The following is a 23018-nucleotide window of genomic DNA, read 5'->3' as shown; positions in this document are numbered from 1 at the left end:
AAGCGGTAACCCTACTGTCCGTTAAAGCGGGATAAAGGAGGAAAAACAACATGGGTGGATTAGCATCAATTGGTGTACCAGGACTGATTATTATACTGGTCATTGTGTTAATTATATTTGGGCCTAAAAAGTTGCCTGAAATCGGTGGGGCAGTCGGCAAAACCTTTTCTGAGTTCAAGCGCTCGACCAAAGGGCTGATGGATGATGATGACGAGGAAATTGTGAGAAAAGAAACGGTTGAAGACAAGGAGTTAAAAAAATCTGACAAGCTATGAAGGTGGTTAAATGGATCCGTATGGAGACAGAAACTTAACGAGTCCGTTGCGTAAAAAAAAGGTGCAGCCGGAAAAGCCTGCAGAAAAGAATGAGAAAAAAATGCCGGAGCCTCCCATCAAAAAGCCGGAACCTCCAGTGGAAGAGCCGGAAATGCAAGTGGAAACCTTAGTCGACCATCTGGGAGAACTGAGGAAACAATTGATTAAAAGCGCGATTGTGTTCCTGTTTTTTTTACTGGTCGTTTTCTCCACGTTAAACTTCTGGTTTCCTTACATTGTGAAAGGTTATGATTTGGTCATTTTAGGGCCGCTGGAAGTTATTAAATTCTATACTTCTATTTCTGCAACATTGGCTCTCGGGCTGTCCTTGCCATTTCTGATTCATTTCATTTGGCAATTTGTAAAACCTGGCCTTGAAGAAAAAGAGGCGCGCTTTCTCGGCCTGTATTCTCCGGTCATGCTATTGCTTTTTGTGCTAGGAATTGCATTTGGCTATTTCATCGTCAACCCATTGAGTTTTCAATTTTTGATCGGTATGGGGATGGCCAATTTCGACGTCATGATTTCTGCAAACGAGTATATCCATTTTTTGATTATGACGACCGTTCCTTTAGGGCTGCTTTTTGAAATGCCGATTATTGCCTTGTTTCTATCTTCTATCGGCGTACTGACTTCGGGTTCAATGAAAAATGTCAGAAAATGGTCCTATCTTGTTCTAGCGATTGTTTCAGCATTGATTACACCACCGGATTTTTTAAGTCAGTTGTTGGTCTTGATTCCGATGGCCGGTTTATATGAAGCAAGTATCTTTATCATCAAGAAAACAGAAGACAAAAAAGCTGCAATTGAAGATACGGTTCTCTAAACAAAAAAGGCTGCAGCTATGTAGCCTTTTTTGTTATAATTAAAAGAAAATTCTGATATTTATTGGTAATCCTTTCTTAACTGCTATACACTGAAAGAGCAAGTGAATGTCAGAAAATCCGTAAGTGGAAAGTAGTTATCCATAATGAGGAGGATGAGACATGGCAGTGAAAATTACAGAAATTGAAGACTTAAAAAAAGTGGATGTTTCAAAGCTGGTAGAAGAAAGCGAAGCAGAAGGCTACCGTTTTCTGAGACGGCTTGTGGATCAGTATGAAGATGGCAGCAATACTTTCAATAAAACAGGCGAAGTGTTGTATGGGGTGTGGGACCATCATGACCAATTGGTCGCAATCGGAGGCTTGAACCGTGATCCTTACTCCGATAAAGAAGGGGTTGGCAGGCTTCGGAGGTTCTACATTTCCGCAAATGCCCGCCGACAAGGCATCGGGACAAAGTTACTGCAACAGATTTTAAAAGATGCGCAAGGCCATTTTAGGGAATTGGTTGTCCGCACAGATTCTTCTGCAGCGGATGCCTTCTACCGGGCAAACGGATTTTCAGGAGATCTGGGATTGCCGGAAGCCACCCACGGCATTGTTTTAGAACGGGAACATCGGAAAAAGGCAGAGTAACACCCCAAGTAAACGGCTTGCCTGCGCAAGCCGTTTTGTCTTGTCCTGAATTCTTGTGGAAAACGCCCAGCGCAGCACGATATATGGTAACGTAAATAGAAACGGCAGCCTATCTTTTGGGAGAATGCAAAAGGGCTGCCACAAACGAAAACAGGCTAGGAGAGATTGGATGGAAATGTCGAACTGGAAAGGCGCAGCAGGCGTCTGTGTCAATGAGAAGAACGAAGTCTTGCTGGTATTGCAAGGTGTGCCGGGAGAAGAAAAGAAATGGACGGTGCCGGCGGGAGGAGTGGAAGGGAATGAAACGCTGGAGCAATGCTGTGTGCGTGAATTTTTCGAAGAAACCGGTTTGACTGTTCAGGTTATCGAAAAGCTGAACGTGAGAGCAGGAGAATATGAAGATTCGGCTGTGTCTTTTGAAGTCACTTACTTCAAAGTGGAAGTGACAGGGGGCAAAATCATTTTACAAGAAGGCGACGAATGGATTGCCGATGTAGCTTGGAAACCGATTTCTGAATTGGAAGAGCTGGAATTGGCATACCCCGACGATGCCACGCTGATTGGGTCATTGGCGATTCAGTAAGCGGTTAGGTGTTTATTTGGATTATAAAAAAAGTAAAACGGGTAATTACGGTAATAACAACAATCCAAGGAGGGATTCTGGATGAAGAAAGACCGTGAAAACAAGGAAGGCGAAGAACTGCTTCCGGAAGTCGAACCGCGCCGCAATATGCCACCTGAAAAAGAGATGGATCCCATGCCGGATCGGGACTTGGAGTATGAAGAAAATTCGAATGAAAAGTACAGGGACAACACTCACCAAAAAGAGTAAGCAAGCCAGTCCTGGCTTGCTTTTTATATAGCAGAGCGGTCGAAAGGGGTCATGATAATGCCGCACCATACATTCAAACATGCGGTTTGGCATGAAGAGGAAAGTGCTGAAGAATACAACTTCCGTAAATTCCTTCCGAAAAATGAAAAGATGCAGAATTGGATTGATAAATCAAAAAATCCATCCGTTAATATTCTTCATACCCATACGGTTGAGCGGGGTAAAGAGTCTATATGGGGTTCGTTGATTTACAGGCAAAGTGCGAAATCTGAAGATTCCCGTGAAGTCTTCCATTTTTACTTGTCCCGGGATGTCTTTGTAACCAGCGCAATTGACTTTGAAAAAGATGCGGATTTGGAGAAAGAAGAAATTCTACGCCAAATGGAAGAGGCCAATTCTTCGGTAGAAGTGATGATGATCATTCTCGGTGAAATGGTAGCTTCCATCCTACATAAAATCGACAGTTTTGAAGAGCGTCTCCATGATCTTCTGTGGGCAATCAAAGAAAAGAACAATAAGAAGACTTTGGAAAAGATTGAGAACGTCCGCCATGAAATTCTTTTATGGAAGCATTTGATTATGGGCTTTCAGGAAATTGAAATGGCCATTGAAGAGACATTTGGAAAAAATGTCACAGAAGAAGTGGAATACCAGAGGACTGCCGTTCGTATCGGCCGCTGTGTCATGCTCGTCAATTCATACGAAGACGAAGTCAATAATATGGTCGATATTGAAAATGTAGTGGCCAATTACCGAGGGAATGAAATAATGAAAACCTTAACGGTCCTAACGACTTTGTTTACACCGATTATGGCGTGGGGAGCTCTTTGGGGCATGAATTTCGAAAACATGCCAGAACTGAAATGGCAGTTTGGTTATGTCGGCGCTTTGCTGGTAATTTTGGCGTCCACCTTCTTCCTCTACCTCTATTTAAAGCGAAAAGGATGGATGGGGGACATCTTGCAGTCCATAGGCAAAAATGTTTCTAGAAAAGACTAGAAAAAGCAGGAGCCTCATCTAAGGCTCCTGCTTTTGTTATTTCGCTTTGTCGCTTTCAAGTTCCTGTAGGAGTTCGGTGTAACGGTGGAGGTCCTGGTCTCCGTACTTTTCAACATAATTAGTGATCATTTCTTGTAAATCCTTCCGCTGTCGCTCTACAGTAACCAGCTTTTCCTTCATCGACTGGCGTCTCCACAGTTCCGCATCCTGGACATCCTCCATTTTTTCGAGCATATCGATTTCAGCAAGCAAACGCAAAGCTTCGTTTTTCTTGGCCTCGTATTTTTTCAAGGCCTTCTCTATCTTTCGGGTATCATTATCAAAAGCCAACTTGGAATACATGGACATTTTCTGATTCCCCTTTCTGCTAGAGTGCTGTTATTGTATTGTTTCCCCGATTTCAAGGAATTTATACCTACATTTTAAATGGCTGGCATACAAATAAGAATATTCCGTCAAAATATTGACTGGACTTACAAGCAGTTGTATGATGGAAGAAGTAAAACAAGGAGGTGGGTAAGATGAATCAAACTGGTAAGCGCATGACGGAGTGTCAGGAATATCTATACATTCTTCATGGCGTTACTTTCACTGGGGTAGCTGGACGGGAGAAGTCTGTCCTTTTTCAGCTAACTGAATGGAGTGGAATTTACCAGTAAGAGACATCTGCCTGCAAACGGATTTTAAGCAAAGGCATGCCTCTTGGCGTGCCTTTTTTGCTGTGCATGCGTCTCTTCATCAGAAAGGAAGAGAACGATGATTATTAGCCAATTTCAACAAATACTGTGCCACTTTGCGACACAGAAATTATTCAACCATATAAAAGGAGAAGTGATGGAAGGCCAACGGATTGGCCTTGTCGGCAGAAACGGGGAAGGTAAATCAACATTATTGAATATATTGGCGGGGACTTTGCAGCCGACAGAAGGAAGTGTCACGTGGAAAAAAGGCAGCCGGATTGGGTTGCTGGAGCAATCACCCGACGAACCGGATGAATTGACAGTGGAGCAGCTGATGCTGGCTGTTTTCTCAGAGCTGACCGCGATGCAAGAGCACTTGGCGAAAATGGAGAAGTTGATGGAGGATGCTTCTCCAGAAGAAATGGACCGTTTATTGGCGCGCTATGGCACGTTGCAGGATGAATTTATTCAGCGCGGCGGGTATGAGCTGGACATGAAAATCGATCAAGTCTTGAATGGATTGAAGATCAAACAGCTGAAATATGAACGCTGGGGCCATTTAAGCGGCGGTGAAAAAACCAAAATCGGCTTAGCGAAACTTTTGCTGCAACAACCAGACCTCTTGCTTTTGGATGAGCCGACGAATCATTTAGATTTGGATGCCATTGAATGGTTGGGTGCATTCATCAGCTATTATAAAGGCACGATTGTCCTCGTATCCCATGACCGTTATTTTCTGGATGAAACGGTGACGCATATATGGGAATTGGATCAAGGCGACTTGATTCAATACAGTGGAAATTATTCAGGCTATATCAAAGAGCGGGAAGCCCGGCTGTTAGTTGAGTTTCAGCAGTATCAGGATCAGCAAAAGAAAATTCAAAAGATGAAGGAAACCATCAAGCGTTTGAAAGAATGGGCGAACCGGGCCAATCCGCCGAACGCTGGCATGCACAGACAGGCTAAAAGTATGGAGAAAGCTTTAGCGCGCATTGAAATCCTAGATCTGCCTGTACTGGAGAAAAAACAGATGGCGCTGGACTTCCGTATGGACAAACGAAGCGGAAAAGATGTTGTCTTGTTGGAGGAAGTTTGGAAGGGATTTGGGGAACGGATTTTATTTCATGAAATTTCCATGCATGTGCGTTATGGAGAACGTGCGGCAATTGTTGGGGCTAATGGCAGTGGGAAAACGACCTTGCTTAACATGATTATGGGGAAAGAACCAGTCGATGCCGGGGAGGTCAAGCTGGGCAGCGGTTTGTCTATTGGCTATCTGTCACAGCATACGTTGGAAATGGACAATAACAGAACCATTATCGAAGAATTTCGCGATGCTGTTGCAGTTTCCGAATATGAAGCGCGTCCCCTACTGGCTAAGTTCCTGTTTTTCGGCAATATGGTGTTCCAACCGGTTCGGCAGCTCAGCGGCGGCGAACGGATGCGGCTACGTTTGGCCCAGTTGATGCATCAGCACCACAATCTGCTGATTTTAGATGAACCTACGAATCATTTGGATCTGGAAGCTAAAGAAGTGATGGAAGAAGCCTTAAGTGAATTTCCTGGGACACTCATTGCGGTATCTCATGACCGTTACTTTTTGGATAAAATGTTTCCAGTGACTTATTGGCTGAGAAATAACGCACTTGAGCGCTTTGATGGCAACTATTCAGCTGCCCGTGAAAAAGTCATGGTGCCGACAAAATAATTTTTTGAAGGACGGTCATTCTTTATGTTGCTGTGGCATACTAGGTAAATACGAATTAGTGGAAAACAGAGGATAAGGTGGAACCGCATGCCAGCCATAGGAAAGATTCCGGAAAATATATTTTTGCTGAGTGCCCTGGACGTCATTGGGGAAACGATAATGATTGCGGACAGTTCCTATACCATCAGGTGGATGAATACTGAAGCCTGCCGGTTGATGAGTGAAGTTGCTCCTTTATATGGCATGTCAGACTGTGAAGAAATGATCGGCATGAGTATGGATTCTTTCCATACACATCCACAGCATCAGAAACAGGTGATGCAGGAACTGACATGCACCCACAGAACACGCATAACCATTCGAAATCAGGTGATGGCCGATATTGTCATTACACCGATCATGAATTCCGGAAACCAGCCGGAAGGATATGTAGTCATGCTGATGGATGTTACCATGCAGGCTGAAGAACAGAAGCGCAGTGCACAATTGATCAAGGAACTGTCGATTCCCATCTTGAATATTTGGGATAGCACGATTGCCTTGCCGTTGATCGGAGAATTCGACAGAGCCCGGACGGATCAATTGGTTGCGACGGTTTTAACGGAATGTGCCGACAAAAAAATTGACTATGTCTTGATTGATTTAAGTGGCATCAAGGAATTTGAACACCAGATTCGGTATCAGATCCTAATGATGACGGAGACCTTGAACCTCATTGGAACTAAGTGCATTCTTGTAGGCATCAGCCCGAAGTTGGCCATGTCGATTGTCGAATTGGACCGCAAGACGCCGATATTCAGTTCCGCCCATGAAGGTTTGAAACATATCATTTATTTGCAGACAAAATAAAATAAGAGCTTATCCAATTAAAATGGATAAGCTCTTATTTTGTTGAATTAAGATGAAGTCATGCCGTATGGTTGCAGAGCACTTATACTTTTGTTGTTTCTGCTGGATCTATCCAGACTTGTGACCAATTCTGAATCTCATCCATAACCGGCTTTAAGGAAAATCCTTTTTCGGTCAATGCATATTCTATGCGTACAGGTGTTTCCGGATAAACGGTTCGTGAAACGAGTCCTTGGGCTTCCAGGTTTTTCAATCGTTCAGATAATAGCCGGCCACTGATGCCGATTACTTCTGTTAAATGGCTGAAGCGTTGAGGTCCTGATAGCAATTGATAAATAATTAATCCGGTCCAGCGTTGGCTGAGAAGGGAAATGGCAGTCTCGAAACGAGGGCAAATGACGGATGTATCCATACTTCTCACTCCTTTTCTTTTATAATAGCATAGATACTAGATACTTTAAAGGAATTAAGTTACTTGACATACAATGGTTTTATAAATATAATTGGTTACATAAAGTAACTAAAAGAAAAGAGGAATATAAATGAATTTTCATCAGAAGCCTGTCACTTATGTCGGTGAAGTAGGGTTAAAAGTAATGGATATTGAAAAGATGAAACGTTTCTATAAGGAAGTAATCGGTTTAGATGTTATTTCAGAAGATGGACAGAAAGTCGAGCTGGGAGCGGGCGGAAATATCTTGCTTAAGCTTGAAAAAATGGAAGGCGCAACACCGAAACAAGGCCGTTATGCAGGCCTTTACCATTTTGCGATTTTATTGCCGACAAGAGAAGATTTGGGGAAAATACTGATTCACCTTCATCAGCAGGGGATTCAGTTAGGGTCTTCAGATCACCTCGTCAGTGAAGCGTTGTATTTGTCAGATCCAGAGGGCAATGGCATTGAAATTTACCGTGATCGTGGACCGGAACAATGGAACTGGAGCAACGATGAAGTTTCTATGACAGTAGATCCAATTGATTCTCAAGGTCTGGTAGAAGAAGCTCAAAAAACACCGGAGCCCTGGAAAGGAATGCCGGATGCAACAGTGATGGGCCATATCCATCTGCATGTCTCCAACTTAATCGAAGCCAAAAACTTCTATGTCGAAGGGCTTGGTTTTGAAGTGGTGTCTCGACTGGGAGGACAGGCTTTATTCCTGGCAGATCGGAAATACCATCACCATATCGGCATGAATGTCTGGAATGGCGTGGGCATTCCGGCGTTGCCAGAGAAAGAAGCTGGGTTGCATTACTATACATTGATCATGGAAGAGGAAAAGCGCAGCCAAGTGGTTGATAACCTTCGGACGATGGGAATTGAAGTTGTGGACCACAAGGACTATTGGGAAGTCAAAGACCCATCAGGCAATGCTGTCCGTTTGTGTGTTTAATCATAAAGAAAAATCCGACTCGAGCTTCGAGTCGGATTTTGTCATTCCAGGGACGCTCTTTCGCAACTGTTGTCCATCGCCATAAACGCGGTAGTCGTAAAAGCTGCTTGAGCAGGAATTTCTGCAGTTACTTGATTTCTTTCCGGTACTTCCGGAAAGTCGTTTTGTCTCGTTTCAATATATGCGTACATTCTTTCTTGGCTGATCGCTTTTTCCAAAGGGTTGCCATAGAAAGATAAGAGGATTAATCCAAATGCCCCAACAATTAAAGTGATGCCTAAAAGTGAAAGGAATCCCTTCATAGTAAATCCCGCCTTCTCATGTTTACTTACTATACAGAACGAAGCATTCTGCAGAAAAGTTCCCTATTGCTGTATATTACCGTTTGCGGGATACTGAAGGCAATAGAAAAAGTCAGAGAGATCAAGGACAGGAGGACTATCCATGATTAACTTAGAAACAGAAATCTGCCGCTTACTGAATATCGATTATCCCATTATCCAGGCTGGAATGGCCGGAGGGCCAACGACGGTCGAGCTGGTTGTTGAAGTCAGCAATGCAGGCGGCCTTGGAACGTTGGGGGCTGCCTACATGGCGCCGGACGCATTGCGGCAAGCGATAGATGAAATCCAATCGAAAACCCAAAAGCCGTTTGGGGTCAATATTTTTGCCGCGGCGGTCAACGATGATTTCAGCCGTTTGGCAGAGGTGCAAAAGGCGTTAAGCCCTTTTCGTTCGGAGCTGGAGATCAAGGAAATGCAGTCTTCTTATCAATCGCCGGATTGGAGCGAGGAGCAGTTCGCGATCTGTTTGGAAAAAGGAGTGCCGATCATCAGTACAGCTTTCGGCTGTTTGTCTGCTGTTCAGATGGAAATGGCCAAAGAACAGCAAATTAAAATCATAGTCATGGTTACAACAGTAGAGGAAGCTTTGCAGGCAGAAGTTTCAGGAGCAGATGCTGTCGTAGCACAAGGAAGTGAAGCAGGAGGGCATCGCAGCACTTTTTCACTTGAAAATCATCCAGCAGGCGCGCAAATCGGCACTATGGCATTGGTTCCGCAGATACTAGATGCGATTAAAATTCCAGTCATTGCCGCAGGAGGCATCACCGATGGTCGGGGCCTGGTCGCTTCGTTGGTTCTCGGGGCACATGCAGTGCAAATCGGTACCCGTTTTGTCGGTTCCAAAGAATCTGGAGCACATGTTGCCTACAAGCAGGCTATATTTAATAGCAATGAGGAAAGCACCGTGGTGACCAAAAGTTTTTCCGGACGTCCAGCACGAGGCATTAAAAATCGATTTATTAAAGAATTCGAACAGAGCGAAATTGATCCACTGCCGTTCCCTTCACAAAATACCATCACCAAAGATATTCGGACGGCTGCCGCAAAAGCGCATAATCCTGAATTTATGTCTTTATGGGCAGGGCAATCGACGCGCAGTCTGATTGAAGAAATCGGTGCAGCCGAGATCGTAGAAGCAATTATAGAAGAAGCAAAAGCTATCGTAAGTTAATTTTGTCTTTTAAAAAATGATTTAAGTGAAGCTCGAGTTTCCATTTCCCTCATGATATACTGATAAAAGTGATTTTAAGATGAGGAGATTAGACGAATGGAATGGAAGAATATATACCGTGGTATTCTAATGGGAATCAGTGATTTGATCCCGGGAGTAAGCGGAGGAACGATTGCGTTTATTTTAGGGATTTATGATCGCCTATTGGAATCCATCAGTGGCTTTTTCAGCCGTGAATGGAAAAAGTATCTTGGGTTTTTAGTGCCTCTTGGCACAGGAATCGCCATCACCTTGCTTTTGTTCAGCCGTGTCATTGAATACTTGCTCGAGCAGCATTATGAAGCGACACAGTTTTTCTTCATGGGACTGATCATCGGCGTTATTCCTTATATCATGAAACAAGCGGAAGTCAAAAAGAACTTTACTGCACGCCACTTGGTTATTCTGGTAGTGATTGGAGCAGCATTGGCCGTTACTGCTTTTATTCCGACTGAGGAAAATTTAGCGCCAATTACATCCCTGACCTTGCCGGTTTTCTTTTTGCTGTTTTTCTCCGGCTGGTTGGCCAGTATGGCAATGTTGTTGCCGGGCATCAGCGGTTCGTTTATCCTGTTGCTGTTGGGTGTTTACTCGACAGCCATTAATGCACTATCCTCTTTGAACATCCCGATTGCCATGGCGATCGGAGCAGGCGTCATCGTTGGCTTTATCGTCAGCAGTAAGGCGATCCAGTATTTATTGGAACACTTTACTTACGTTACCTACGCAGCCATTATCGGATTGATCCTAGGTTCTCTGTTTGTGGTATTCCCTGGATTCTCGGCAGATTCAACTACGCTTATCACCAGCCTGATTACATTTGCGCTGGGCTTGGTATTCACTTTGCTTTTTAGTTCACCTAAAAAGACCGCCATTACAGAAGAAGTATAAATGGATGATTTGAAAAAGAGCGGCCATCATTTTGATGGCCGCTCTTTAGTATAGATGAAAATGGAGCGTGGAAGTCGCGCACTTAGGTTAGCTTCAGCAATCGGCTGCCTCTGCTTTCTTGTTGTCCAGCTCAAGCGCCCAGCTCCTCGGGTCATAAGCCAACCCAGCTGTGTGGCAAAGTGCGCCACTTCGCCGGTCTGTCTTATGCCCGTCAGAGCTACACGGACGCTCTCGCTTTTCTTGAACAAAGGCTTTTTGCTTTATGGATGGTGTGTTTGCGATTAAACTGTAGGATAAGAGGTGATGTGTGTGCGGAAGCTGTTTTGGTTGATGATTCTGTTGCTGGCCGTGTTTTTTGCGCGCCCGATTTGGGAAGAACCGGTGGGTGAATATGTCGATTTAAGTTTCTTGGATTCTGTTGATCGGACAATTGAGAACATCACCGAAGATCCGAAAGTTTCTGAAGCTCTTGATGAAGCCGGAAATTTCACTTCGCGTATCGGCGCCCAATTACAGTCTTTGATTGCTTCCAACTCACTTGAATTGCCGGAAGCTGTAGCGAAGCCTGAACTGGTGGAAACGGATTCTTTGATTGCCATTCACAATGTAACGCTCGGCACGGATAAGGAGGAAGCCCAGGGAAAGGTCGGCCTTCCGCTTCGGTTGATGCAAAATGAGTATGGCACTGACTGGCATAGCTATCACCAAAATTATCAAAACTATGTGCTGCTGTCCTATGACCAAGAAGGCAAAGTGAATGGGATGTTCACCAATCAGGATTTAATTTCTTCGACGGAAGGCATTTCGATGGATTCCACAAAAACGGAAGTCCGTTCTTTGCTTGGTGTCCCACTGAAGAGCCTTCAAAAAGGAAATGTTCAATATATACTCGATACACGTGAAGAATACGATGTTTTTAAAACTGATAATACGTATACTACGGTTTTTTATGATATCCACGAAGGCGATACGGTGACAGCGGTGCAGGTGATCCATGAAGATTTGGAGAAGGCACGCTCTGAGATATACGCTGAGCCGAATGAAGAGTTAAGGGAAGGTTATGAATTCCTGCTTTTCGAGTTAACCAACTCGGCACGGATTCAGCGTGATTTGCCCCTGTTGCAATGGGATGAACAAACAAAGGTGACGGCCCGAAAACACAGTGAGGACATGGCAGAGAACCAATACTTCAGTCACACCAACCTGAAGGGGCAGTCGCCGTTTGACCGGATGAATGAAGATGGAATTGCCTTTTATGTAGCGGGTGAGAATCTGGCATATGGCCAATACAGCAGCATCTTTGCTCATGAAGGACTCATGAATTCCATGGGCCATCGTGAAAATATTGTCAAACCGGAGTTCGGGTATTTAGGCATCGGAACTGCCTTCAATTCAGAGAACCAACCTTACTACACGGCAAATTTCTTTAACCGATAGAAAAACAGGCTGCCAATGGAAATTGGCAGCCTGTTTTTTAGCTTACATACGTACAGTTTTCAGTTTTTCTGCTTTTTTAATTCAATACAAGCCACGCTAAGACGACAAGCGGACCGATGATAAAGCAGTAAATGGCAAAATACTTCAATTGCCCTTTAGCCATGATGTTCATAAACCATTTTAATGAAAAATAAGAAGCGACCAGAGATCCAAGGAATGCCATGATGTATGGAACGGCCATAGACCCTAGGTTATCGTCACTGATGATATCTGTGATGCTGAGAACAGCACCTCCCAAGCTAATGGGGATAAACAGCAAGAAAGAGAAGCGCAATGCGGTTTCCTGGTTAATGCCCCGTGCCATCGCCGCCACAATCGTAGCGCCGCTTCGGCTGATGCCGGGGATTAGTGCAATTGCTTGTGCGCCGCCGATGATGATGGCGTCTTTCATTGTCAGGTTGCCATCTTTTCGCTGTCCGCGCATATTGCGGATCCACCAAAGGCCAAGACCGGTTACGATCAATGTCAGACCGACTGTCAAGATGGTCGACAAGTTATCATCGATTGCATCCTGAAACAAGAGGCCGATGACCCCGGCAGGAATGGTTGCGACTACAAGATAGACCACAAACATGAAATCCCGTTTTGTTTCGGCATTTTTTACAGTGAAGTATTTCAAACCGTTGACGACAAGGCGTTTGATGTCATCGCGGTAAATGATCAAAACCGCAATAAGGGATGCGCTGTTGACCAGTAAAGCAAAGGTTGAAACGCTTCCTTCAATTTGAACATCCAAAAAGTATTGGGCAATCAACAGATGCCCGCTGGATGAGATGGGAATCGGTTCAGTTAATCCTTGGAAAAGTCCGAGAAGCAAAAATTTAATTGTGAGCCATAATTGATCCATTAAATAAAATCCTCCATTGCTTGTGTCCTTATTTTATCTATCAGTGCCGCTTTTTTATCCAATAACTTCAAAACAACATAAAAAATATAATACCATATTTTCGTGGTAAACTGGGTATACTATTGAAAAGAAAGGAAGTGACGTGTTTGACGAACAAGCTTTGGTTTCAAGTAGGAGTAGGAATTATCCTAGCTTTAGTCATTATTCGTTTATTTATTGAAGTACAAGGAATTTTCGATCCTTTATTTATTATTGCAGGGACAATATTTGTTCCGTTGCTGTTAGGAGGTGTCTTATTCTACTTGACGAGACCGGTCCTGAATTTCTTAATGAAGAAGAAATTCCCGAAATGGGCAGGGGTTTTGACCGTCCTTCTAGCGATTGTCTTAGTATTCTACTTGTTCTACATCATGATTGGCCCGATTGTCACCGGCCAAATCAATACATTGGTGGACAATGCACCTGAAATAATTGACAGTGTGGAAGAATATGGCCAATACATATTCGATCAGCGTGACCGTCTTCCGGGTTCAATTGAAGAGCAGTTGAATGACATGACTGGCCAAATCGGTGACCGGATCGGGGATGTTGGCGGATGGGTACTTTCCTTCATTGGCAGCTTTATATCCGGTGTGGTTACATTGGTGTTGGTTCCGTTTTTCCTGGTTTACCTTTTGGTTGACCATAAGAAATTCGTTCCATTTGTTTCCGGTTTCTTTTCAGGAGAACGAAAAAAATGGATTCGGAAAACATTGCATGACATCGACGAAACCCTTCAGGCGTATATCCAGGGGCAACTATTCGTCAGTTTCCTTGTGGGGATCATGCTGCTGATCGGTTATTTGATCATTGGCCTGGATTACGCTTTATTATTGGCTTTAATTGGTATGGCGACTAACGTTATCCCGTTCTTGGGGCCCTATATTGCGGTAATTCCTGCCATCATCATTGCACTTGTACAAGACCCGATCATGGCGGTCTACGTCGCTATCATCATGCTGGTTGCACAGCAGATTGAAAGTAATTTCATCACCCCTAACGTCATGGGCAAGTCACTCGACGTCCACCCATTGACAGTCATTACCTTGATCTTGGCAGCAGGAAACATCGCTGGATTATGGGGAATCATTTTGGCGGTACCTGTATATGCTGTTATCAAGACGATTGCCAAGAACATCTATGCGAGACGCAGTGAAATTCGTGACACCGCTACACGCGAAATTGAATAAAAGAGAACCTGTGAATTCTATTCACAGGTTTTTTCTTTGGAAAAAACATCCTGCTTGACCTTGAAAGGTTTACCCCCTAAACTATAAATATTGGTTGAGGGGGTAAACTACTTTGGATGGACGAATAAAAGAAGCGGTGGATCTTTTTCAAGAAGTGATGATGTATGGAACCGAGCGGGTCATCAAATCGGTCGACCATCCTTTATGGAACGAATATTCACCTGAGCAGATTCAAATGCTGAAGTTGATCAGCAAGGAAAAGCGCGTTACTTCAGCGAGGTTAGCCGTACTGCAAGCCGTACATAAAAGTGCGATTTCCAGCCGTATCAAGAAATTGCTGCAAAAAGAAGTGATCCAAGTTGTCCAGACTGAGGACCGTCGGGAAAAAATGCTGGAGCTCACGGATAAAGGGCAGGCAATTTTGATGGAACTGGAGAAAGTGTTGACGGATTACATTGAGAAATTGATATCCGAAAATATCGCGGACGAAGAAATAGATCAATTTCTAACGATTTTCCGGAAGCTGAAAACAATTATGAAAATGGATGGAGTGTAATACATGAAGAGTGTATTGAAATTTAAATGGCCGATTGCAATCGGTTTGATTGTGTTGACGGTCGTCTTATTCCTGCTGGCGCCCAATTTAACGGAGCAGGCGGAACAAGCCGGGTCATTCCAGTTATCGGATGAAGCATCTTCGCAAATTGCTTCAAGAATTTTGACGGATGCGGATGCTGCAGATCAAACCATCTCGCTTGTCATGCCTTTGGAAAGTGAACTAACAGATTCGATGCGGGAAACGCTTGAGCAGATGGTTGCGGACATAGAAGCATTGGGAGATCCTGTAACCAGTGTATTGAATCCCGTAGAAAGCGAAGAATTGGAAGAGCAACTGATTTCGGAGGACCGCCAAACGGTATTGATGCCGGTTACGGTTGACGGTACGGACGAAGAAGTGAATGCCGTGGCTGACACAATCAGGGAAACGATTATTCCTGAAGACATGACAGCCTATCTGACTGGAGAAGCCATCATCAACAACGACGTCAACATCAGTGCTCAGGAAGGCTTGAAGCGTACGGAAATCATAACAGTCGTTTTGATTTTCGGGTTATTGCTGGCAGTGTTCCGCTCAATCGTAACGCCGTTCATTCCACTTGTGGCAGTCGGGATTTCGTATTTATTGAGCCAATCAATCGTAGCGTTTTTCATCGATTGGTTCGGATTCCCAGTGTCAAACTATACACAGATATTCTTGGTGGCGATTCTGTTCGGGATTGGAACAGACTATTGTATCCTGTTGTTGAGCCGTTATAAAGAAGAATTATCGGCTGGACATGGTGTCGAGCAATCGATCATCAATACGTATAAAACTGCAGGGCGAACTTTGCTGATCAGTGGTATAGCCGTGTTTATAGGATTCTTTGCCATCGGCTTTGCTGAATTCCCGATTTTCAAATCAGCAGTGGCTGTAGCGGTCGGTATCTTTGTCTTATTGCTGGTCCTTTACACGATTGTGCCGTTCTTTATGTCTCTTTTGAAGGAAAAATTATTCTGGCCTTCGAAGAAAACAGCGTCCCACAGCGACAGCAAATTGTGGATCAACATGAGCAAGCTGTCGATCAATCGTCCATTGTTGTCGATGCTGGTAGTGGCAGTGATTACTGTGCCGTTGTTGTTTACGTATGACAATGACTTATCTTTTAATACGGTAGATGAAATCGGTTCGGAATACGAATCGGTGAAAGGCCTTCGCGCAATTGAAGAAGGTTTTGGAAAAGGAGATTCTCTGCCGGTTCAAGTAATCGTCAAATCAGATGATGCCTTGACGGATCGGTCGACTGTCCCTTATTTCGAAATGTTAAGTAAAGAAATTGAAAAAATTGATGGCGTTGAAACGGTTCGATCGATTACACGTCCGACAGGCGACGTAATTGATGAACTGTACGTGGATGAACAACTTGGCCTTATGGCAGATGGCTTGGGCGAGGCACGTGATGGACTGGGCGAAGTGCAAGCGGGGCTTACAGAAGTCCAGACCAACCTAAGTGCTATTGCTGATCAAGCAGGCAATGCAGGGGGATTGAATGAAGCCGCTGCAGGGCTTGGCCAGATCAACCAACAAATAGGCCAAGTTTCACAAGGCTTGCAAGTAACTGGCAACATCCCTCAAACGGTTGGTGCATTAACACAAATCAGCGGCGGGTTGTCGGAAATTCAACAAGGCCTGGCTGGAGCAGCTGGCCAAACAGCAGAGCTTAGTGCCGGCTTAACTCAGCTGGCAGAAGGCGTAGGCGCATCGAACGACGGCCTTGCTGAAATACAAAACGGCTTAACAGAAGTTGTTGAAATGATGCAGGAAATGAGCGACAGTGAAGCTGTGCGTGACACCGGTTTATTCATTCCGGAAGGAACGCTGGAAAGCGAGGACTTTGAACAAGTTCTCGATCGTTATTCATTTGCGGACGGCACCGGAATGATGATGGAAGTGATTTTATCAGAGGATCCTTATTCTCATGAAGCGATCGGCATCACTTCTGAAATCAAAGAAACGGTTGAACGCACTGCAGCAGGAACGCCGCTTGAAGAAGCGGAAATTGCCTTCAGTGGAATTTCCAGCATCAACAGTGACTTAGAAGAAGTATCCTCCAATGACTTTACCAATACGGTGGTCATCATGCTGATCAGCTTGTTCGTTGTCCTGGCAATTCTTTTCCGTTCATTGATTATGCCATTGTATATGATCGGATCGCTTTTGCTGACGTATTATACTTCGATTTCCATTGCGGAATTGATCTTTGTAAATGGTCTTGGTTATGATGGCATCAGCTGGGCAGTGCCGTTCTTCGGCTTTGTTATGCTGGTGGCGTTGGGAGTCGATTATTCGATCTTCCTGCTTGACCGGTTCCGCGAAGAATCATTTAACGGAATCACAGTCCGCGATGCGATGCGTACATCGATGGCGAAGATGGGAACTGTCATCATTACGGCAGCGATTATTCTGGCGGGTACATTCGGTGCCATGATGCCATCTGGTGTCTTAAGCCTCGTACAGATTGCGACGATCGTTATAACAGGACTGCTGTTGTACGGACTGATTGTGCTGCCGCTATTGATACCGGCGATTTCAGTATCCTTTGACCGGGGCGTCTGGTGGCCGTTCGGCAAGAAAAAATAATAGGACTATAGTTGATAAGAGCTGCGTTCGCGCAGCTTTTTTCTATGGATGTGGGATTGCGCCGGTCGTGGTATACTAAATGGTAATTGAAAATGCGAAACGGGTGTAACCATATATTTCTGCGAGTTTCAGTATATAGCGAACAGATTTATGTCTTGGATCTTAACTAAGGTTTTTGATGAAATAAATGAAACTACGAAACGAGGTAATGAGATTGTTAACATTTGAGCAAAAACTGGAAATCATTGAATCTTTTCCGGAATTGACGAGAAAAGATGTATCGATGAAACGCGTGAACTTCCATTATGAAGAGAGTTTGTACGACAAGAAAATCGTCGTCTATCATTTGCATCCAACGGGCAATGGTTTTGTCTATGTAGGCAACTTGCCGCAGTATGAAGTGGATAAAAAAGGCTTCGTCAATATCCGTGATTTTTCCGAAAAAGAATTGCGCAGCGTTTTAGCCGATTCGCTGGATTATTTATCTTTAGAACCGGAACCGCCGTATGACAAGACGTGGGTCAGCCGCGATAACGTGAAATTGGATTTGGTCTACGAAGAACCGTTCTGGAATGTCTATACAGGAAAAAACCTCGAAGAAAGCTTCGGAACGTTTGATGATGCTGAAAATTACTTGCTTGATCAGGGCTTTAAAGAAAAGAAATGATGAAATTTCGTCAGCTGCAAGTTTCTGAACCGTTGCCGATGGATCTATTATTGGAAGCGGACCCTTCAGAACAATTGGTGCGTGCTTATTGTGCATCCGGCTGGTGCGTGGTCGCTGAAGAACGGAATGGTCCAACAATAGGCGTCTACGTGTTGCTTTCTTTGTCAGAAACCACAGTGGAAATTAAAAACATAGCGGTTGCGGAAAGCGTTCGAGGCATGGGCTATGGGCGGCAGCTTCTTCAGCATGCTTTGGCAGAATCGGCACGGCGAGGTTTTGAGTTCGTGGAAATTGGTACCGGCAATTCAAGTCTGGGCCAGCTGGCTCTTTATCAGAAATGCGGTTTTCGCCTCCATGCAATCGATCCTGACTTTTTCAGGAGAAATTATCGGGAACCGATTTTTGAAAACGGCATTGAATGCCGTGACATGGTCAGGCTTCGGTATGCCATCAGTAAGTAACGGTTATAGGACGCCAACAAAAAAAGAGGAGCTCTGCTCTTCTTTTTTTGTGGTTAAAAGAGGTAATAAATCCGATTTTTCGGTATGCTAAAGGCAAGGAGTGAGGACATGTTTAAAAAGGTGACCTTGTACACAAACCAGTTAGAAGACATGAAGGGGTTCTATGAATATCAATTAGGTTTTCGGATTGTGGAAGAAGATGAAACCAGTTTTACCCTGTCAATTGGAGAATCTCAATTGGTTTTCCGTGAATCTGAACGAGCGGCTGTCTATCACTTTGCGCTGAATATTCCGGGCAATCAGTTTACGCTCGCCAAATGGTGGGCCAGTGAGCGTGTAACTTTAAATCGCCAGGAAGGGATGGATGAAGTTTTTTATGCCAATTTCGATGCCGATGCGTTTTATTTTCAAGATCCTGCAGGGAATGTCGTGGAGTTTATCGCACGCCGCAGCGTCGACCGTATGGGCAATTTCACTGTCGATTCACTGCTCGATATCAGTGAAGTGAGCATCACCACACCCGATGTCGAGGAAGTCGGTGAAGCAATCGAAAGTATGGATATTCCGGTCCGCGGCAATAAAGGGATCGACCCGAAATCGTTGAACTTTCTTGGCAGTGGACATACGTATATCATCTTAGTGGCACCTAAACGTACGTGGTATTTTTCGAAACAGAAAAGCGAAACACATCCGCTTTCGATAGAGCTATCCGATGGACGCCAGATTGATATTACGGAAGAAGGGCGATTTGGGCAGCAGAAGCCGGTCAACCCGATTATGGATAAGATGGATGAAATCGATTTCTCGGGTGTCGCCTACCTCCAAAAAGGAGAGACTTGGACAGCTGCAAGAGGATTTGCTAATCGTGCAGACGAAAGGCCGAATGCCATAGACACACGCTTTGGCATTGCGTCAGGCAGTAAGCTTTTCACCGCTGTTGCGGTATGCCAATTGGTGGAGGAAGGGAAACTGAATTTCAGTGACCGGTTATCCGAGCTGCTGCCGCAAACGTTTCCGAATTTTAACGTCACGATCCATCAATTATTGACGCATACATCCGGCATACCGGATTATTTTGATGAACAGGTCATGGATGATTTCGAAGATCTATGGAGACGGCAGCCTATGTATTTGATGCAGACGGCTTCCGATTTTATTCCCTTGTTCAAAGAGCAGCCGATGATGTTCCAGCCTGGCGAGCGGTTCCATTACAACAATGCCGGTTTTATCGCACTTGGGCTCATTGTGGAGCAATTAACGGGAAGTGAGTTTACCGACGTGGTGCAGGAACGGATTTTTGGTCCTGCCAACATGCTGAATTCAGGCTATTTCCGTCTGGACCGTCTGCCAGGCCAAACGGCTTTCGGCTATATCGAAGAGGAAGGTGCATGGCGGACTAACCATTACGCTATTCCAATCCGTGGAGGAGCTGACGGAGGCGCTTATGTCACAGCAGGTGATATGGCGAATTTCTGGTATGCGTTAATGGAAGGCCATTTAGTGGGGAAAGATATGGTGAAGGCGATGCTCGAGATCCACGCTTCGGGAGAAGACGGCGATTACGGCTATGGCATGTGGATTCAAAGGAAAACAGAAGGCGTTCTAAAATATCATGTGATGGGCTATGACCCAGGGGCCAGTTTCCATTCGGCATTTTATCCGGCAGACGGCAGCATCCTGACGGTTTTATCGAATAAAAGCGCGGGAGCCTATGATATTGTGGAAACCATACAAGAGTTGAGAATTGAAAAGGAGTGAAAGTATGACCGGAAAGAAATTGGCGTTGGCGATCGTTTTCGGGACGCTGGCAACATGTATTTTGATTTTTGGTGTTTTCCAACTTTATTTTTGGTTGAATTAAGGGGAATGGAAAGCGGTAGTTGCTGTTTTGCGCAACTGCCGTTTTTTAATAGAGAAAGAATGAAGGGAACGGCATTGAAAAAAAGACAAAAAAATAAGCTCTTCCGAAGAAGAGCTCATTGATAAGTTGAAATTAAGCTTTTTGAACGTTAGTAGCTTGAAGACCGCGTTGGCCTTGCTCGATATCAAACGTTACTTCTTGACCTTCGTCAAGTGATTTAAAGCCTTCGCTTTGGATTGCAGAGAAATGTACGAATACATCGTCGCCGCCTTCGCGTTCGATGAAGCCGAATCCTTTTTCTGAGTTAAACCATTTCACTTTACCTTGTTCCATGTGTGTTTCCTCCTCGTATGCGTAAGCATACATTGTATTACTATCCTTGCTCAAATCTTGCAGATGGACATCTGACACTTTGTAAAAAGTTATCCGAACAAAAATAATTCTTCCTTAGAATAACATGGGTATACAGATATTGCAAGTGATTAACGAATATTCTTTTTGATACGGATAAATTCCATGTTGGATTATAATGAAAAAACCAAAAGAAACAGAAGCAGGAGGGGACGGTTTTGGAGAAAATTATGGTGCTTGGGGTATCGGCGGGTGTTGGCAAATCAAGCTTTGCGAGGAAGTTATCGGAAAAAAAGAACATTCCGGTCCATCATTTGGATTCTTACTTTTGGAAGGCGGGATGGATTGAAAGCAGTGAAAAAGAATTTAGTGAAAAACAGCAGCAGTTGGTGAAAGAGGACCGTTGGATCATCGAAGGGAACTACACCGGCACTTATGAAATACGAAGTAAAAAGGCGGACACCCTCATCTATTTAGAATTGCCTTTAGCCGTTTGCCTGTATCGGGTGGTCAAACGCCGAATTGCCAATCAAGGGAAAACGCGCCCTGATATGGCGCTTGGCTGTCCGGAAAAGCTGGATAAAGAGTTTTTGACGTTCATCATTTCTACATACAGTGCCCGCAAAGTCAAAATGAGAAAACGGATGGTGCAATTTATAGAAGAAAGTCCTCATCATAAAGTTGTTTTTCTCCGGAATCAGAAACAAATCAATGGCTATCTGGAGAAAATGGCGGACATGCCTGCCTCTCTTTACAAGGACAATGGTTTCAATTAATAAGGTAATTGAAAAAACTTAAAGACGTTCATAGTGGGAAGTGGTATTCTGAAGTTACATAACGATACGGAGGAGAATGGCTGATGAAGTTGCTGCATGAAGGCACAATTACGAACCAAGTGCTTCATAAAAAACTTCCTTTTTCTATGAAGCGGCTGTATTTGGAAGATTTGCCCGTAATAGAACAAGTTCAACAAAAAGTGATTGAATCGCTTCCTGAAAAAGCTACACTTCAAGCTTTAAGTACTGAAGAATTCCTGTTTATCCTAAATGAACGGGGACTGTTGGTAGGAGCTTTCGTCGAAGAAGAGCTGATCGGCTTTAGGGCTTTGCTGATTCCTGAAATCGATGAAGAACACCTGGGCTGGGATATCGGCCTCCCCCCGGAAGAATTGCACAAAGTGATTTACCAGGAAATATCAGTGGTTCTGCCGGAGTATCGAGGAAATCGCCTCCAGCAGAAATTAGCGGAAGTGATAATGAAGGAACTGCCGAACCTTGAAGAAGAATTCCGTTATGTATGCTGCACGGTGGCACCAATGAATATTCCAAGCCTGAAAGATAAGTTTACGCAAGCTATGCACATTGCTGCCTTGAAAGAGAAGTATGCCGGATTAAAACGCTACATTCTGGTCAAGGACCTCAAGGTTCCGGACGTCCATTACACTGACCATATGACAGTAAAAATGGATCATCTGGAAAAACAGCAGGAATTGCTTGATGAAGGCTACGTGGGCATCGGTTTTCAGCTCGTACATGGTTTTCATGAACTTCAATTCGCCAAACCCGTTCTGTAAAAGAACGGGTTTTTTATATTTCAGAACAAATTCAAAAGAATTCTGAAACTTCTTCCTATTATATTCGTATTAATTAAGTGAGATGGTAATACGTTTACTGGAATGGGAGGTTTTGGAATGTTGATTTTTGGCTTATCCATGGAGCAGCTGTATATGTATATCCTATTGGGAGCCGGCGCATTGACTGTATTGTATGTCTTTTTCGGAGACGTTGCAGACTTGGGAGACGCCCTGCCGGTGTTCAACCCGACAGTGATTCTGGCTTTTATCACATTTACTGCTGCGATTGGTTTTTTACTGGAGACGGCTACAACGTTTAATGAATGGGCAGTGTTGGGCATGGCGGCTATGGCTGCAGTAGTGTTGGACTTATTGCTTTATCTATTTATTTTATTGCCCTTGTCTTCTGCTGAATCTTCAATTGCCTATTCAGATGAGTCGCTTCTTGGACAAGTGGCCAATGTCATCATCCCTATCCCTGTCGATGGCTATGGAGAAGTGGTTTTGGAGACGTATGCAGGAATGATTTCAAAGCGTGCGGCGGGCTATGACAATGAAGCCATTGGCCAAGATCAAAAGGTGTTGATCATCGAAGTGAATGAAGGCACGTTGTATGTCCAGGCTTATGAGCCGTTGGACTTTACGAAAGAAATGAAAATGACAAGGGGGACTTAGG

Annotated in this window: 27 protein-coding genes; 22 read left to right on the top strand and 5 right to left on the bottom strand. The window is 44.2% G+C overall.

The genetic code is table 11. The features are described from left to right. Nucleotides 1-50 precede the first annotated feature (50 nt). From tatA to QMA04_RS15760, 6 genes are all read left to right on the top strand, one after another. Nucleotides 51-275: a twin-arginine translocase TatA/TatE family subunit gene (gene tatA / locus QMA04_RS15785; protein ID WP_290186913.1), complete on the top strand. Its 225-nt coding sequence runs from the start codon at nucleotides 51-53 to the stop codon at nucleotides 273-275. A 10-nt stretch (nucleotides 276-285) separates the two neighbouring features. After that, nucleotides 286-1140, top strand: coding sequence for a twin-arginine translocase subunit TatC (tatC, locus tag QMA04_RS15780; protein WP_191715434.1), 855 nt, complete (start codon nucleotides 286-288; stop codon nucleotides 1138-1140). A 160-nt stretch (nucleotides 1141-1300) separates the two neighbouring features. Next, nucleotides 1301-1774, top strand: coding sequence for a GNAT family N-acetyltransferase (locus tag QMA04_RS15775; protein ID WP_203340517.1), 474 nt, complete (start codon nucleotides 1301-1303; stop codon nucleotides 1772-1774). 175 nt (nucleotides 1775-1949) lie between these two features. Next, nucleotides 1950-2357, top strand: a complete 408-nt coding sequence (locus QMA04_RS15770) for an NUDIX hydrolase (RefSeq protein WP_191715602.1) — start codon at nucleotides 1950-1952, stop codon at nucleotides 2355-2357. Between the two features lie 81 nt (nucleotides 2358-2438). Further along, a complete protein-coding gene (locus tag QMA04_RS15765) occupies nucleotides 2439-2606 on the top strand; it encodes a hypothetical protein (RefSeq protein ID WP_191715436.1) in 168 nt (55 codons plus the stop codon). A gap of 57 nt (nucleotides 2607-2663) precedes the next feature. Then, nucleotides 2664-3605, top strand: a complete 942-nt coding sequence (locus tag QMA04_RS15760) for a magnesium transporter CorA family protein (RefSeq protein ID WP_191715437.1) — start codon at nucleotides 2664-2666, stop codon at nucleotides 3603-3605. A gap of 36 nt (nucleotides 3606-3641) precedes the next feature. On the opposite strand, the gene QMA04_RS15755 is transcribed toward QMA04_RS15760, so the two are convergent. After that, entirely contained in the window at nucleotides 3642-3953 is a 312-nt protein-coding gene (locus tag QMA04_RS15755; RefSeq protein WP_191715438.1) for a hypothetical protein, read from the bottom strand. A 173-nt stretch (nucleotides 3954-4126) separates the two neighbouring features. Here QMA04_RS15755 and QMA04_RS15750 point away from each other — a divergent pair, with 173 nt between their 5' ends. The 3 genes from QMA04_RS15750 (at nucleotide 4127) to QMA04_RS15740 (ending at nucleotide 6842) form a co-directional block, all read left to right on the top strand. Next, on the top strand, nucleotides 4127-4264 hold the full coding sequence (locus QMA04_RS15750; protein WP_191715439.1) for a hypothetical protein: 138 nt from the start codon (nucleotides 4127-4129) through the stop codon (nucleotides 4262-4264). A gap of 97 nt (nucleotides 4265-4361) precedes the next feature. After that, nucleotides 4362-5993 carry a ribosomal protection-like ABC-F family protein gene (gene abc-f, locus QMA04_RS15745; RefSeq protein WP_290186909.1) on the top strand — a complete coding sequence of 544 codons (1632 nt, stop codon included), beginning with the start codon at nucleotides 4362-4364 and terminating at the stop codon, nucleotides 5991-5993. A gap of 87 nt (nucleotides 5994-6080) precedes the next feature. Continuing rightward, on the top strand, nucleotides 6081-6842 hold the full coding sequence (locus QMA04_RS15740; protein WP_290186907.1) for an STAS domain-containing protein: 762 nt from the start codon (nucleotides 6081-6083) through the stop codon (nucleotides 6840-6842). An 82-nt stretch (nucleotides 6843-6924) separates the two neighbouring features. Here the strand turns inward: QMA04_RS15740 and QMA04_RS15735 are convergent, their stop codons facing one another. After that, complete coding sequence (locus QMA04_RS15735; protein WP_191715441.1) at nucleotides 6925-7254, bottom strand: winged helix-turn-helix transcriptional regulator; 330 nt, start codon at nucleotides 7252-7254, stop codon at nucleotides 6925-6927. A 130-nt stretch (nucleotides 7255-7384) separates the two neighbouring features. On the opposite strand from QMA04_RS15735, the gene QMA04_RS15730 reads away from it, so the two are divergent. After that, nucleotides 7385-8233, top strand: a complete 849-nt coding sequence (locus QMA04_RS15730; protein WP_290186906.1) for a VOC family protein — start codon at nucleotides 7385-7387, stop codon at nucleotides 8231-8233. Between the two features lie 41 nt (nucleotides 8234-8274). Here the strand turns inward: QMA04_RS15730 and QMA04_RS15725 are convergent, their stop codons facing one another. Continuing rightward, nucleotides 8275-8535 carry a hypothetical protein gene (locus QMA04_RS15725; protein ID WP_191715443.1) on the bottom strand — a complete coding sequence of 87 codons (261 nt, stop codon included), beginning with the start codon at nucleotides 8533-8535 and terminating at the stop codon, nucleotides 8275-8277. 142 nt (nucleotides 8536-8677) lie between these two features. Between QMA04_RS15725 and QMA04_RS15720 the strand changes: the two genes are divergently transcribed. The 3 genes from QMA04_RS15720 to QMA04_RS15710 all read left to right on the top strand — a co-directional run bounded on the left by QMA04_RS15720 (nucleotide 8678) and on the right by QMA04_RS15710 (nucleotide 12115). After that, entirely contained in the window at nucleotides 8678-9748 is a 1071-nt protein-coding gene (locus QMA04_RS15720; RefSeq protein WP_290186904.1) for an NAD(P)H-dependent flavin oxidoreductase, read from the top strand. Nucleotides 9749-9844: 96 nt separating this feature from the next. Next, nucleotides 9845-10678: a DUF368 domain-containing protein gene (locus QMA04_RS15715; protein WP_290186902.1), complete on the top strand. Its 834-nt coding sequence runs from the start codon at nucleotides 9845-9847 to the stop codon at nucleotides 10676-10678. A gap of 309 nt (nucleotides 10679-10987) precedes the next feature. Further along, nucleotides 10988-12115: a CAP domain-containing protein gene (locus tag QMA04_RS15710; protein WP_290186899.1), complete on the top strand. Its 1128-nt coding sequence runs from the start codon at nucleotides 10988-10990 to the stop codon at nucleotides 12113-12115. A gap of 76 nt (nucleotides 12116-12191) precedes the next feature. Here QMA04_RS15710 and QMA04_RS15705 read toward each other — a convergent pair whose 3' ends face one another. Then, nucleotides 12192-13022, bottom strand: a complete 831-nt coding sequence (locus tag QMA04_RS15705; protein WP_290186897.1) for an undecaprenyl-diphosphate phosphatase — start codon at nucleotides 13020-13022, stop codon at nucleotides 12192-12194. 146 nt (nucleotides 13023-13168) lie between these two features. On the opposite strand from QMA04_RS15705, the gene QMA04_RS15700 reads away from it, so the two are divergent. From QMA04_RS15700 to QMA04_RS15675, 6 genes are all read left to right on the top strand, one after another. Then, complete coding sequence (locus QMA04_RS15700; RefSeq protein ID WP_290186895.1) at nucleotides 13169-14251, top strand: AI-2E family transporter; 1083 nt, start codon at nucleotides 13169-13171, stop codon at nucleotides 14249-14251. A gap of 112 nt (nucleotides 14252-14363) precedes the next feature. Beyond that, entirely contained in the window at nucleotides 14364-14807 is a 444-nt protein-coding gene (locus tag QMA04_RS15695) for a MarR family winged helix-turn-helix transcriptional regulator (RefSeq protein WP_290186893.1), read from the top strand. Nucleotides 14808-14810: 3 nt separating this feature from the next. Next, on the top strand, nucleotides 14811-17429 hold the full coding sequence (locus QMA04_RS15690) for an MMPL family transporter (protein WP_191715450.1): 2619 nt from the start codon (nucleotides 14811-14813) through the stop codon (nucleotides 17427-17429). Nucleotides 17430-17643: 214 nt separating this feature from the next. After that, nucleotides 17644-18096, top strand: coding sequence for a hypothetical protein (locus QMA04_RS15685; protein WP_191715451.1), 453 nt, complete (start codon nucleotides 17644-17646; stop codon nucleotides 18094-18096). After that, on the top strand, nucleotides 18093-18557 hold the full coding sequence (locus QMA04_RS15680; RefSeq protein WP_290186891.1) for a GNAT family N-acetyltransferase: 465 nt from the start codon (nucleotides 18093-18095) through the stop codon (nucleotides 18555-18557). Before QMA04_RS15685 ends, QMA04_RS15680 begins: the two co-directional genes overlap by 4 nt. Before the next feature lie 108 nt (nucleotides 18558-18665). After that, nucleotides 18666-20315 (top strand): serine hydrolase, encoded by a 1650-nt coding sequence (locus QMA04_RS15675; RefSeq protein WP_290186890.1) that lies wholly within the window; start codon nucleotides 18666-18668, stop codon nucleotides 20313-20315. Between the two features lie 235 nt (nucleotides 20316-20550). On the opposite strand, the gene QMA04_RS15670 is transcribed toward QMA04_RS15675, so the two are convergent. Continuing rightward, nucleotides 20551-20751, bottom strand: a complete 201-nt coding sequence (locus QMA04_RS15670; protein WP_006830093.1) for a cold-shock protein — start codon at nucleotides 20749-20751, stop codon at nucleotides 20551-20553. 236 nt (nucleotides 20752-20987) lie between these two features. Between QMA04_RS15670 and QMA04_RS15665 the strand changes: the two genes are divergently transcribed. The 3 genes from QMA04_RS15665 (at nucleotide 20988) to QMA04_RS15655 (ending at nucleotide 23017) form a co-directional block, all read left to right on the top strand. Beyond that, nucleotides 20988-21545, top strand: a complete 558-nt coding sequence (locus tag QMA04_RS15665; protein ID WP_290186885.1) for a P-loop NTPase family protein — start codon at nucleotides 20988-20990, stop codon at nucleotides 21543-21545. Between the two features lie 83 nt (nucleotides 21546-21628). Next, nucleotides 21629-22342: a hypothetical protein gene (locus tag QMA04_RS15660; RefSeq protein WP_290186883.1), complete on the top strand. Its 714-nt coding sequence runs from the start codon at nucleotides 21629-21631 to the stop codon at nucleotides 22340-22342. A 117-nt stretch (nucleotides 22343-22459) separates the two neighbouring features. Beyond that, nucleotides 22460-23017: an NfeD family membrane protein gene (locus QMA04_RS15655; RefSeq protein ID WP_191715455.1), complete on the top strand. Its 558-nt coding sequence runs from the start codon at nucleotides 22460-22462 to the stop codon at nucleotides 23015-23017. Nucleotide 23018: the final 1 nt, after the last annotated feature.

This window comes from Planococcus sp. APC 3900 (assembly GCF_030407735.1).
Classification (GTDB): domain Bacteria; phylum Bacillota; class Bacilli; order Bacillales_A; family Planococcaceae; genus Planococcus; species Planococcus notacanthi.
The sequence above is the reverse complement of the archived record's forward strand: the minus strand, read 5'-3'. Positions and strand labels throughout refer to the sequence as shown.

Excerpts from the sequence above, each read along its gene's own strand:
- tatA (WP_290186913.1), top strand. The coding sequence starts at position 51 with ATGGGTGGATTAGCATCAATTGGTGTACCAGGACTGATTATTATACTG.
- tatC (WP_191715434.1), top strand. The coding sequence starts at position 286 with ATGGATCCGTATGGAGACAGAAACTTAACGAGTCCGTTGCGTAAAAAA.
- QMA04_RS15775 (WP_203340517.1), top strand. The coding sequence starts at position 1,301 with ATGGCAGTGAAAATTACAGAAATTGAAGACTTAAAAAAAGTGGATGTT.
- QMA04_RS15770 (WP_191715602.1), top strand. The coding sequence starts at position 1,950 with ATGTCGAACTGGAAAGGCGCAGCAGGCGTCTGTGTCAATGAGAAGAAC.
- QMA04_RS15765 (WP_191715436.1), top strand. The coding sequence starts at position 2,439 with ATGAAGAAAGACCGTGAAAACAAGGAAGGCGAAGAACTGCTTCCGGAA.
- QMA04_RS15760 (WP_191715437.1), top strand. The coding sequence starts at position 2,664 with ATGCCGCACCATACATTCAAACATGCGGTTTGGCATGAAGAGGAAAGT.
- QMA04_RS15755 (WP_191715438.1), bottom strand. The coding sequence starts at position 3,953 with ATGTCCATGTATTCCAAGTTGGCTTTTGATAATGATACCCGAAAGATA.
- QMA04_RS15750 (WP_191715439.1), top strand. The coding sequence starts at position 4,127 with ATGAATCAAACTGGTAAGCGCATGACGGAGTGTCAGGAATATCTATAC.
- abc-f (WP_290186909.1), top strand. The coding sequence starts at position 4,362 with ATGATTATTAGCCAATTTCAACAAATACTGTGCCACTTTGCGACACAG.
- QMA04_RS15740 (WP_290186907.1), top strand. The coding sequence starts at position 6,081 with ATGCCAGCCATAGGAAAGATTCCGGAAAATATATTTTTGCTGAGTGCC.
- QMA04_RS15735 (WP_191715441.1), bottom strand. The coding sequence starts at position 7,254 with ATGGATACATCCGTCATTTGCCCTCGTTTCGAGACTGCCATTTCCCTT.
- QMA04_RS15730 (WP_290186906.1), top strand. The coding sequence starts at position 7,385 with ATGAATTTTCATCAGAAGCCTGTCACTTATGTCGGTGAAGTAGGGTTA.
- QMA04_RS15725 (WP_191715443.1), bottom strand. The coding sequence starts at position 8,535 with ATGAAGGGATTCCTTTCACTTTTAGGCATCACTTTAATTGTTGGGGCA.
- QMA04_RS15720 (WP_290186904.1), top strand. The coding sequence starts at position 8,678 with ATGATTAACTTAGAAACAGAAATCTGCCGCTTACTGAATATCGATTAT.
- QMA04_RS15715 (WP_290186902.1), top strand. The coding sequence starts at position 9,845 with ATGGAATGGAAGAATATATACCGTGGTATTCTAATGGGAATCAGTGAT.
- QMA04_RS15705 (WP_290186897.1), bottom strand. The coding sequence starts at position 13,022 with ATGGATCAATTATGGCTCACAATTAAATTTTTGCTTCTCGGACTTTTC.
- QMA04_RS15690 (WP_191715450.1), top strand. The coding sequence starts at position 14,811 with ATGAAGAGTGTATTGAAATTTAAATGGCCGATTGCAATCGGTTTGATT.
- QMA04_RS15680 (WP_290186891.1), top strand. The coding sequence starts at position 18,093 with ATGATGAAATTTCGTCAGCTGCAAGTTTCTGAACCGTTGCCGATGGAT.
- QMA04_RS15675 (WP_290186890.1), top strand. The coding sequence starts at position 18,666 with ATGTTTAAAAAGGTGACCTTGTACACAAACCAGTTAGAAGACATGAAG.
- QMA04_RS15670 (WP_006830093.1), bottom strand. The coding sequence starts at position 20,751 with ATGGAACAAGGTAAAGTGAAATGGTTTAACTCAGAAAAAGGATTCGGC.
- QMA04_RS15660 (WP_290186883.1), top strand. The coding sequence starts at position 21,629 with ATGAAGTTGCTGCATGAAGGCACAATTACGAACCAAGTGCTTCATAAA.
- QMA04_RS15655 (WP_191715455.1), top strand. The coding sequence starts at position 22,460 with ATGTTGATTTTTGGCTTATCCATGGAGCAGCTGTATATGTATATCCTA.